The 11,399-nt window shown below is 64.5% G+C and carries 8 protein-coding genes; 7 read left to right on the top strand and 1 reads right to left on the bottom strand.

The genetic code is table 11. From position 1 onward, the window contains the following. Positions 1–38: 38 nt before the first annotated feature. On the bottom strand, positions 39–905 hold the full coding sequence (locus UB31_RS03020; RefSeq protein WP_045002469.1) for an IclR family transcriptional regulator: 867 nt from the start codon (positions 903–905) through the stop codon (positions 39–41). A gap of 128 nt (positions 906–1,033) precedes the next feature. Between UB31_RS03020 and UB31_RS03015 the strand changes: the two genes are divergently transcribed. The 7 genes from UB31_RS03015 (at position 1,034) to glpK (ending at position 11,391) form a co-directional block, all read left to right on the top strand. Then, positions 1,034–3,130, top strand: coding sequence for a 3-hydroxyacyl-CoA dehydrogenase NAD-binding domain-containing protein (locus tag UB31_RS03015; protein WP_045009756.1), 2,097 nt, complete (start codon positions 1,034–1,036; stop codon positions 3,128–3,130). A gap of 101 nt (positions 3,131–3,231) precedes the next feature. After that, a complete protein-coding gene (pimA, locus tag UB31_RS03010) occupies positions 3,232–4,914 on the top strand; it encodes a dicarboxylate--CoA ligase PimA (RefSeq protein WP_045009755.1) in 1,683 nt (560 codons plus the stop codon). After that, positions 4,911–6,098, top strand: a complete 1,188-nt coding sequence (locus UB31_RS03005; protein WP_045009754.1) for an acetyl-CoA C-acyltransferase — start codon at positions 4,911–4,913, stop codon at positions 6,096–6,098. Before pimA ends, UB31_RS03005 begins: the two co-directional genes overlap by 4 nt. A 141-nt stretch (positions 6,099–6,239) precedes the next feature. Beyond that, a complete protein-coding gene (gene pimC / locus UB31_RS03000) occupies positions 6,240–7,430 on the top strand; it encodes a pimeloyl-CoA dehydrogenase large subunit (RefSeq protein ID WP_045009753.1) in 1,191 nt (396 codons plus the stop codon). A gap of 146 nt (positions 7,431–7,576) precedes the next feature. After that, the gene (pimD, locus tag UB31_RS02995) at positions 7,577–8,719 is read left to right on the top strand and encodes a pimeloyl-CoA dehydrogenase small subunit (RefSeq protein ID WP_045009752.1); all 1,143 of its coding nucleotides are present in this window, start codon (positions 7,577–7,579) and stop codon (positions 8,717–8,719) included. 164 nt (positions 8,720–8,883) lie between these two features. Continuing rightward, on the top strand, positions 8,884–9,657 hold the full coding sequence (locus UB31_RS02990; protein ID WP_045009751.1) for an SDR family NAD(P)-dependent oxidoreductase: 774 nt from the start codon (positions 8,884–8,886) through the stop codon (positions 9,655–9,657). A 228-nt stretch (positions 9,658–9,885) separates the two neighbouring features. Further along, positions 9,886–11,391, top strand: a complete 1,506-nt coding sequence (gene glpK / locus UB31_RS02985) for a glycerol kinase GlpK (RefSeq protein WP_045009750.1) — start codon at positions 9,886–9,888, stop codon at positions 11,389–11,391. The last annotated feature ends 8 nt before the right edge of the window (positions 11,392–11,399 follow it).

Here is an 11,399-nt window from a genome sequence, read left to right as displayed (position 1 = left end):
GAAGGGGCGATGTGAACCGCTCCTGATGATGACTAAGGCTATCTGATCCCCTCGGCCACACGCGCAACTTTTCCTCCTGATTTCAGCTTTTTGCTGTCGTCTTTTTTGGATAGCGGCATCAGACCCCCCAGTGCCGCTTCGATGTTCCTTACCATCGCAAGCAGACGCGGTCCAATGTCGTTGATCAATCGCTCTTCCGTGAAGCGGAATGCGGGCGCGCCGCAATTGAATGCGTAAGGCCCGGTTCCGTCATTGAGCTTGAGCGCGACGCCGGCCGCGCCGATGTCGTCGTGCCAGTCGCCGACCGAAATCGCAAAACCGTGTTTGGCGACGGTCTCGCCGGAACGTTCCAGCCCATCGCGCATCTTGGGCCAGCGGCTGCCGTAATGTTCGCGCAGGACACGCGACAATTCGGCGCGATCGTCTTCGCCCAGCGCCCAGAAATAGGCGCGGCCCATCGCGCTGGTTGCAATCGGCACGCGAGAGCCGACGTCAAGTTGAACGCCGACCGTCTCGCTGCCGCGGCTCTGCCCGAAATAGATCATGCTGTGACGGTCGCGGCCGCCGATCGCGACGGCGCCACCGGTCGCGCGCATCATGTCCTCGCGAAACGGCTCGGACAAATGCCGAACGCCGAGATTGGCTAACGCCGCGTAACCGAGCGCCATTGCGGCCGGCGCCAGCTGATACTTCTCGAAGCGGGGAACCGGCGTCAGATAACCGAGCCTCGTCAACGTATAAGTCAGCCGCGACACGGTCGGCTTGGGCAGATTGGTGCGGGCCGCGATTTCCTGATTGCCGAGAAGGCCGTCGTTGGGGTGGAATGCGCGCAATACATCAAGTCCGCGGGAAAGCGCGACGACGAAATTCCGATCGGTCGCAGTCTTCTTTCCTGTACGCTTCATCCCTGATCTGCTCTTGCGCGGAGTCGTTGACAAGCCACGTGCTTCAAAATAACCCTGCCGTCAAGATGCGGAATTAAATTCCGCACCGCGAAATCGAATAAAAGCAATCCCCACCAAGGAGGGACACCGTGAGCGAAGTGGTCAAGTTAGAGCGTCATGACGAAGTCGGGATCGTCACGGTCAACAGCCCTCCGGTCAATGCGCTGAGCGCCGCAGTGCGCGGCGGTATTCTGGAGTGCATCAAGGCCGCGATCGCCGATCCCGTCATCAAGGGCATCGTGCTGACCTGCGCCGGCCGCACCTTCATCGCGGGTGCCGATATCACCGAATTCGGCAAGCCGCCGAAGTCGCCAGGCCTCAACGAGGTGCTTGCCGAGATCGAGAACTCGCCGAAGCCGGTCGTGGCCGCGATCCACGGCACCGCGCTCGGCGGCGGCCTCGAGGTCACGCTGGCCTGTCATTTCCGCGTGGCTGTTAAAGAGGCAAAGCTCGGTCTGCCCGAGGTGAAGCTCGGTCTGTTGCCGGGCGCCGGCGGCACCCAGCGCCTGCCGCGCGCGGTCGGACCGGAACTCGCGGTCAAGATGATCGTCGGTGGTGACCCGATCGGCGCAGCCGAAGCGCTCAAGAACGGCCTGATCGAGGAGATCGTCGAGGGTCCGGCCTCCGGCGCGGAAGCCTTTGTTCGCAAATTGCTCGCCGAGAAGCGCCCGCTGCGCCGCCTGCGCGACGACGATTCCAAGCTCGCAGCTGCGAAGGCCGATCGCTCGATCTTCACCAATGCGGTTGCCGCGCTGACCAAGAAGTCGCGCGGCCTGGAAGCGCCGTTCGCGGCCGCCGACGCGGTCGGCTACGCCATCGATTTTCCGTTCGACGAGGGCCTGAAGAAGGAGCGCGAGGGTTTTCTCAAGCTCGTCGCCAGCGACCAGTCCAAGGCGCAGCGCTACGCCTTCTTCGCCGAGCGCGAAGCCGCCAAGATCGCAGGCGTACCTGAGGGCACCAAGTCGCGTCCGGTCAACCGCGTCGCCATCCTCGGCGCGGGCACCATGGGCGGCGGCATCGCGATGTCTTTTGCCAATGCCGGCGTTCCCGTCACCCTGATCGAGACCGGCGAGGAGCAGCTCAAGCGCGGCCTCGGCATCATGCAGAAGAACTGGGAAGCAACTGCCGCGCGCGGCGGCATTCCCGCTGACGCACCGGCCAAGCGCATGGCGCTGATCACCGGCGTCGTCGGCATCGAGAACGTCGGTGATGCTGACCTGGTGATCGAAGCCGTGTTCGAAACCATGGCGGTGAAGAAGGAAGTGTTCGGCAAGCTCGACCAATACGTCAAGCCGGGCGCGGTGCTCGCCTCGAACACGTCCTATCTCAACATCGACGAGATCGCGAAGGCGACCAAGCGTCCGCAGGACGTGCTCGGCATGCACTTCTTCTCGCCCGCCAACGTCATGAAGCTGTGTGAGATCGTCCGCGCCGACAAGACCGCGCCGGACGCGCTGGTGACTGCCGTGACCATCGCGCGAAAAATCGCGAAGGTGCCGGCCGTGGTCGGCGTCTGCGACGGCTTTGTCGGCAACCGCATGCTGGCCCAGCGCGGCAAGCAGTCCGAAAAGCTGCTGTTCGAAGGTGCGCTGCCGCAGCAGGTCGACGCTGTCGTGACAAAATTCGGCATGCCGATGGGGCCGTTCGCGATGGGCGATCTTGCCGGCCTCGACATCGGCTGGCGCTCGCGCAAGGACCGCGGCATCAAGTCGGAGATCGCGGACGCACTGTGCGAAGCTGGCCGCTTCGGCCAGAAGACCGGCAAGGGCTACTACAAGTACGAAGCCGGCTCCCGCTCGGCGCTGCCCGACCCCGAGGTCGAGAAGCTGATCGACGAGACGCTGCTGCGCTTGGGGCGCAAGAAGCGCGTCGTCAGCGACGACGAGATCCTCGAGCGCATGATGTATCCAATGATCAACGAGGGCGCGAAGATCCTCGAAGAAGGCATCGCGGCGCGCCCGTCCGACATCGACGTGGTCTGGCTCTATGGCTACGGCTGGCCGATCTACCGCGGCGGCCCGATGTTCTGGGCTGATACCGTCGGCCTCAAGCACATCGCCGATCGTCTGTCGTTCTATGCCAAGGAAACCAACGATCCGAGCCTCGAGCCCGCGCCGCTGCTGAAGAAGCTCGCGGCGGAAGGCAAGACGTTCGCGTCGCTGGCTGCGGCGTCGAAAGCGGCTTGATGGCCGCTTCATCCCAACCCTCGTCATTCCGGGCTCGCGACGTCGTCGCCCCGGAATGACGGTCTTCGTTAGTTGCTCACTCAACCGATCAATCAAGAACAATGACCCATCCCGGCGAACAGTTTTATCCCGAGGGCGTGCGTTGGGACGACACCATCGTCCAGGGCACGCTGCCTGACCTGCTGTCCAAGGCCGCCGCCGAGTACGGCCCGCGCATCGCGCTGGAGTTTCGCGATCGCCCGATCACCTACACCGAGCTCGCCGCGATGGCCGAGCGCGCGGCCGCAGCCTTCCTGCGCGCTGGCTGCGGCAAGAACACCTCCGTCGCGCTGTTCCTCGGCAACTCGCCCGACCACCCCGTCAATTTCTTCGGTGCGCTGAAGGCCGGCGCGCGGGTCGCGCATCTGTCGCCGCTCGACGGCGAGATCGCGCTGACGCACAAGGTCTCCGATTCCGGCTCGCGGGTGCTGGTCACCTCGAACCTTGCAGCGCTGTTGCCGACCGCGCTGAAGTTTCTGGAAAAGGGCCTGATCGATCGGCTGGTCGTCTGCGAGGACGACAATTGGGGCAACGTCGGCACGCCGCAAGCGCCGATCCCCAGTGATCCCCGCATCGTGACCTTCAAGACCTTCGTCGAAGGCGCGGCGCTGCCTGCGCAATGGCCGCAGATGACGGCCGATGACGTCGCGCTGCTGCAATATACCGGCGGCACCACCGGCCTACCCAAGGGCGCCATGCTGACGCATGGCAATCTCACCTCGGCGGTGTCGATCTACGACGTCTGGGGCAAGCCGTCGCGCGCGACGCGCGGCGATGCCATCGAGCGCGTGATCTGCGTGCTGCCGCTGTTCCACATCTACGCGCTGACCGTCGTGCTGCTGTCCTCGCTCAGCCGCGGCAATCTGATCTCGATCCATCAGCGCTTCGACGTCGAGGCCGTGATGCGCGACATCGAGGTCAAGCACGCCACTTACTTCCCGGGCGTGCCGACGATGTGGATCGCGATCGCAGCATTGCCCGATCTCGACAAGCGCGACTTCTCGTCTCTCGCCACCATCGGCTCCGGCGGCGCGCCGTTGCCGGTGGAAGTGGCAAAATTCTTCGAGCGCAAGATCGGCAAGAAGCTCAAGAGCGGTTGGGGCATGACCGAGACCTGCTCGCCCGGCACCGGCCATCCGCCGACAGGTCCCGACAAGCCGGGTTCGATCGGCCTGATGCTCCCCGGCATCGAGCTCGACGTGGTCTCGCTGGACGATCCGACGAAGGTGCTGCCATCAGGCGAAGTCGGCGAGATCCGGATCAAGGGCCCGAACGTCACCAAGGGCTATTGGAACAAGCCGAAGGAATCCGCGGAATCCTTTGCCGACGGCCGCTTTCTCACCGGCGACATCGGCTATGTCGACGCGGACGGCTATTTCTTCCTGGTCGACCGCAAGAAGGACATGATCATTTCCGGCGGCTTCAACGTCTATCCGCAGATGATCGAGCAGGCGATCTACACCGTTCCCGGCGTGCACGAGGTGATTGTGCTCGGCATTCCCGACCAGTATCGCGGCGAGGCCGCCAAGGCCTTCATCAAGCTCAAGCCGGACGCAAAGCCGTTCTCGCTCGACGAGTTGCGCGCGCAGCTCACCGGCAAGGTCGGCAAGCACGAATTGCCGGCCGAGGTCGAGTTCGTCGATGATCTGCCGCGCACGCCGGTCGGAAAGCTGTCGCGTCACGAATTGCGTCAGCAGCAGAAACCAGCACAATCCACTCCATACGCATCAGGAGGTCGCTCTTGACCGACGCCGTCATCGTTTCCACCGCCCGCACCCCGATCGGCAAGGCCTATCGCGGCATGCTCAACGCCACCGAAGGCGCGACCTTGCTCGGCCACGCCATCGGCGAGGCCGTTGCCCGCGCCAAGGTCGATCCGAAGGAGGTCGAGGACGTCGTGATGGGCGCGGCGCTCCAGCAGGGTTCGACCGGCGGCAACATCGCGCGCAAGGCGCTGCTCCGTGCTGGTTTGCCCGTCACCGTCGCCGGCACCACCATCGACCGGCAATGCGCTTCGGGCCTCCAGGCGATCGCGCTTGCCGCGCGCTCGGTGATTTTTGACGGTGTCGAGATAGCGGTCGGCGGCGGCGGCGAATCGATCAGCCTCGTGCAGAACGACAAGATGAACGGCTTCCACGCCCAGGATCCGGCGCTGCTCAAGATCAAGGGCGAGGTCTACATGCCCATGATCGATACCGCCGAGATCGTGGCCAAGCGCTACAACATCTCGCGCGAGAAGCAGGACGAATATTCGCTGGAAAGCCAGCGCCGCACCGCGGCAGCCCAACAGGGCGGCAAGTTCAAGGACGAGCTCGCGCCGATCACGACGCAGATGGCGGTGACCGACAAGGCGACCGGCGAAGTCTCCTTCAAGGACGTCACCCTGTCGCAGGACGAAGGCCCGCGCCCCGAGACCACCGCTGAAGGCCTCGCCGGCCTGAAGGCCGTGCGCGGCGAAGGCTTTTCGATCACCGCCGGCAATGCCAGCCAGCTTTCCGACGGCGCCAGCGCCTCCGTGATCATGAGCGACAAGGAGGCGTCCAAGCGCGGCCTCAAGCCGCTCGGCATCTTCCGCGGCTTCGTCTCCGCCGGCTGCGAGCCGGACGAGATGGGCATCGGCCCGGTCTTCGCCGTGCCGCGTCTGCTCAAGCGCCACGGCCTCAAGGTCGACGACATCGACCTCTGGGAGCTGAATGAAGCCTTCGCGGTGCAGGTGCTGTATTGCCGCGACAAGCTCGGCATCGATCCCGACAAGATCAACGTCGACGGCGGCGCGATCGCGGTCGGCCATCCCTACGGCATGTCGGGCGCGCGCCTGACCGGCCACGCTTTGATCGAAGGCCGCCGCCGCAAGGCGAAGTACGCGGTCGTCACCATGTGCGTCGGCGGCGGCATGGGCGCGGCGGGACTGTTCGAGGTGTTGCAGTAGCTGTCGTCCCGGCGAAGGCCGGGACCCATACTCCGCAGCAGGGGTTTGGGGCACGGGCGACAATGGCCTGTGCAAGACAATGGAGATTTGTGGTTATGGGTCCCGGCCTTCGCCGGGACGACACATTCACAGGAGGATCCGATGGATCTCGCATTCACGAAGGAAGAGCAGGCGTTTCGCGAGGAAGTGCGGACATTCTTCCGCGGTAACGTGCCGCCGGACACGCGGCGCAAGCTGGTCGAAGGCCGCCACCTCTCGAAGGACGAGATGGTGACGTGGTGGCGCATCCTCAACAAGAAGGGCTGGGGCACCAGCCACTGGCCGACGCAATATGGCGGCACCGGCTGGACGTCGGTGCAGCACTACATCTTCAACGAGGAGCTGCAGTCCTATCCGGCGCCGCAGCCGCTCGCCTTCGGCGTCAGCATGGTCGGCCCGGTCATCTACACCTTCGGCAACGAAGAGCAGAAGAAGCAGTATCTGCCGCGCATTGCGGACGTCGACGATTGGTGGTGCCAGGGCTTCTCTGAGCCGGGCTCCGGCTCCGATCTCGCCTCGCTCAAGACCAAGGCCGAGCGCAAGGGCGACAAGTGGATCATCAACGGCCAGAAGACCTGGACCACGCTGGCGCAGCACGCCGACATGATCTTCTGCCTGTGCCGCACCGACGCCAGCGCCAAGAAGCAGATGGGCATTTCCTTCATCGTGTTCTCGATGAAGTCGAAGGGCGTCACCGTGCGTCCGATCCAGACCATCGACGGCGGCGTCGAGGTCAACGAAGTCTTCTTCGACGACGTCGAGGTGCCCTACGAGAACCTGATCGGCGAAGAGAACAAGGGCTGGGATTACGCCAAATTCCTGCTCGGCAATGAGCGCACCGGTATTGCCCGCGTCGGCGTCTCCAAGGAGCGGCTGCGCCGCATCCGCGATCTCGCTTCCAAGGTCGAGTCCGGCGGCAAGCCGATCATTCAGGACGCGGCGTTCCGCGAGAAGCTTGCGGCCTGCGAGATCGAGCTGAAGGCGCTCGAGCTGACGCAGTTGCGCGTCGTCGCCGACGAAGGCAAGCACGGCAAGGGCAAGCCCAATCCGGCGTCATCGGTGCTGAAGATCAAGGGCTCCGAGATCCAGCAGACCACCACCGAGCTCTTGATGGAAGTGATCGGCCCGTTCGCCGCGCCCTACGACGTGCACGGCGACGACGGCTCGAACGAAGCCATGGAGTGGACCGCCCAGATCGCGCCGAGCTATTTCAACAACCGCAAGGTTTCGATCTACGGCGGCTCCAACGAGATCCAGCGCAACATCATCGCCAAGGCGGTGCTGGGACTTTGACGCAACAATGACGGTGTCGTCCCCCAGTACGCCGCGGCGGTCGTGAGTACGGCAGGCGGTTGCGTTTACTGGATCCCCGCCTTCGCGGGGATGACGTCTGAGGATGAAGCGACGGCAGGGCAATTCCCGCCGATTTGGAGAGAAACATGGATTTTGATTTGACCGAGGAGCAGCGGCTTCTCAAGGACAGCATCGACGGCCTGCTGACCGATTCCTACGATTTCGAGAGCCGCAAGAAGTACATGAAGGAGAAGGGCGGCTGGAGCAAAGCCGTCTGGGGCAAGCTCGCTGAGCAGGGCCTGCTCGGACTTCCGTTCAGCGAGGCCGATGGCGGCTTCGGCGGCGGCGGCGTCGAGACCATGATCGTCATGGAAGCGCTCGGCAAGGCGCTGGTGCTCGAGCCTTATCTGGCAACGGTGGTGATCGGCGGCGGCTTCCTGCGTCATGCGGGCTCCGATGCGCAGAAGGCGGCGCACGTGCCCGGCATCGTCGACGGCAGCAAGACGCTGGCGTTTGCCCAGCTCGAGAAGAATTCGCGCTACGATCTCTTCGACGTCTCGACGACGGCAAAGAAGAAGGGCGACGGCTGGATCATCGACGGCGAAAAATTCGTCGTGCTCAACGGTGAGAATGCCGACACCCTCATCGTCACCGCCCGTACCAAGGGCGACCGCCGCGACACCGGCGGCATCGGCGTGTTCCTGGTGCCGGCGAGCGCCAAAGGCGTCACCAAGAAGTCGTACCCGACCCAGGACGGCCTGCACGCCGCCGACATCACCTTCACCGGCGTCGAGGTCGGCGCGGATGCGGTGCTCGGCAATCCCGAGGACGGTCTCGCGTTGATCGAGCGCGTGGTGGACGAAGCCCGCGTCGCGCTCTGCGCCGAGGCGGTCGGCCTGATGGACGAATCGCTCAAGACCACGGTCGAGTACATCAAGACGCGTAAGCAGTTTGGTGTGGCGATCGGCTCGTTCCAGTCGCTCCAGCACCGCGCCTCCGACATGTTCGTCGCTGCCGAGCAGGCGAGATCAATGTCGATGTTCGCGACCATGGCCGGTGATTTCGAGGACGCGAAAGAGCGTTCCAACGCGATCGCCGCGGCCAAGGTGCAGATCGGCAAGTCATTGAAGTTCGTCGGCCAGCAGGCGATCCAGCTCCACGGCGGCATCGGCATGACCATGGAGGCCAAGATCGGCCACTACTTCAAGCGCCTCACCATGATCGAGAACAGTTTTGGCGACACCGACTATCACCAGCGCCGCGTCGCGGATGGTGGCGGGTTGATTTAGCCACACGATGACTGTCATCCCCGCGAAAGCGGGGGATCCAGTACGCCGCGGCTCCTCGGTTCTAGCCGCGCCGCCTCTGGAATACTGGATCGCCCGCCCCAGTGCGCAAGTGCGCACAAGGCGGGCGATGACACCGAACGAGCAGACGCAGCGAGGCAACAACAATGAAAAACACGCCGTTCGATCTCACCGGAAAAGTCGCCGTGGTCACCGGCTCCAGCCGCGGCATCGGCCGCTCCTCCGCCGAATTGCTGGCCAAGCTCGGCGCCAAGGTCGTGGTCTCATCGCGCAAGGCTGACGCCTGCAAGGAAGTCGCCGACGGCATCAATGCAGCCGGTGGTGATGCCACCGTCATCCCCTGCAACATCGCGCGCAAGGCCGAGGTCGAGGGGCTGATCTCGGGCACGACCAAGCACTACGGCAAGATCGACATCCTGGTCTGCAACGCCGCGGTGAATCCGTATTACGGCCCGCTGCTCGACATCACCGACGAGGCCTTCGACAAGATCATGGGCTCGAACGTCAAGAGCAACATCTGGCTCTCGGCGCTGGCGATCCCGCAGATGGCGGAGCGTGGGAACGGCTCCGTCGTCATCATCTCCTCGATCGGAGGCTTGCGCGGCTCCACCGTGATCGGCGCCTACGGCATCTCCAAAGCCGCCGACTTCGCGCTGTGCCGCTCGCTTGCCGGCGAGTGGGGCCCGAAAGGCGTCCGCGTCAATTGCATCGCGCCCGGCCTCGTCAAAACCGATTTCGCCCGCGCCTTGTGGGAAGACGAAGCCAACCTCAAGCGCCGCACCGCCACCACGCCGCTCCGCCGCATCGGCGAGCCCGACGAAATCGCCGGCGCGGTAGCCTACCTCGCCTCGGATGCGTCGAGCTTCATGACAGGGCAGACGATTGTGATCGATGGCGGTGTGACGACGGCTTCGGTGTAAAATCGTCCCGGCCTTCGCCGGGACCCATAACCACAGGGAGTGGTTTGGCGAAGACTGGTCGTGCTGGATCGGCATCGTGCGCAATCGATGGATCACGCGGTATGGGTCCCGGCCTTCGCCGGGACGACAGCTGAGCCAGTCTTGACCTTCCCGCCCTAATCCGCTCCTTTTGGCGCGACACAATGATCCCCCTTAGGGAAACGTCAAGAAAACGCCAAGGTAGCCTCCATGTCTTTCGTCCTCGCCATCGACCAGGGCACCACCTCCTCGCGCGCCATCGTGTTTCGCAGCGACATCTCGATTGCGGCGCGCGCGCAAGCCGAGTTTCCGCAGCATTTTCCGGCTTCCGGCTGGGTCGAGCACGAGCCCGAGGACATCTGGACCTCGACCGTGATGGTCTGCCGCGATGCGATCGAGCAGGCCGGCATCACCGCAAAGGACATCGCCGCGATCGGCATCACCAACCAGCGCGAGACCACCGTGGTGTGGGACCGCGCCACCGGCCAGGCCGTGCACCGCGCCATCGTCTGGCAGGACCGTCGCACCGCCGACATCTGCGCAAAATTGAAAGCAGAAGGCCGCGAGCCCACCATCTCGCAGAAGACCGGGCTGATCATCGATCCCTATTTCTCCGGCACTAAGGTCGCCTGGATCCTCGATCACGTTCCCGGCGCGCGGGGGCGCGCGGCCCGCGGCGAGCTGATGTTCGGCACCGTCGATTCCTATCTGCTCTGGCGCCTCACCGGCGGCAAGGTGCACGCCACCGATGCCACCAACGCCTCGCGCACGCTGCTGTTCAACATCCACACTGGCCAGTGGGACGATGAGCTGCTGGAAATCATCGGCGTGCCGCGTTCGATGCTGCCCGAGGTGAAGGATTCTTCCGCCCATTTCGGCGAGAGCACGCCGGACCTGTTCGGCGGCGCCATTGCGATCTCCGGCATCGCCGGCGACCAGCAGGCCGCGACCATCGGCCAGGCCTGCTTCCGCCCGGGCATGATGAAGTCGACCTACGGCACCGGCTGTTTTGCCCTGCTCAACACCGGCACCACGCCGGTGGTCTCCAAGAACAAGCTGCTCACCACCATCGCCTATCAGCTCAATGGCAAGCGCACCTACGCGCTCGAAGGCTCGATCTTCGTTGCAGGCTCAGCCGTGCAATGGCTGCGTGACGGCCTCGGCATCATCAAGCACGCCGCGGAGACCGGACCTCTTGCTGATCAGTCCGACTCGATGCAGAGCGTCTATCTCGTCCCGGCCTTCGTCGGCATGGGCTCGCCGTACTGGAATCCGCGCGTGCGCGGCGCGCTGTTCGGCCTCACCCGCAACACCGGACCTGCCGAGCTCGCGCACGCCGCACTCGAAAGCGTTTGCTACCAGACCTTTGACCTTTGGGCCGCGATGCGCGCCGACTGGCCGAGCTCGGAGGTCGCGAGCGTCGTGCTCCGCGTCGACGGCGGCATGACCGCATCGGACTGGACCATGCAGCGCCTCGCTGATCTCCTCGATGCGCCGGTCGATCGTCCCGTCATCCAGGAAACGACCGCGCTCGGCGCCGCCTATCTCGCCGGCCTCCAGGCCGGCGTCTATCCCGAGCCGACCAAATTCGCCGACAATTGGCGTCTCGAGCACCGCTTCAGGCCCAACATGAGCCAGGCCACGCGCGATCGAAAGCTTGCCGGCTGGGCGCGCGCGGTGAAGGGCGTGCTCGCGAGCGACGAGGGGGAAGGGTAGGCGGATCT

This window comes from Bradyrhizobium sp. LTSP849 (assembly GCF_000938255.1).
Classification (GTDB): Bacteria; Pseudomonadota; Alphaproteobacteria; order Rhizobiales; family Xanthobacteraceae; genus Bradyrhizobium.
Note: the sequence above shows the minus strand (reverse complement) of the source record. Positions and strands in the feature narration are given on the sequence as shown.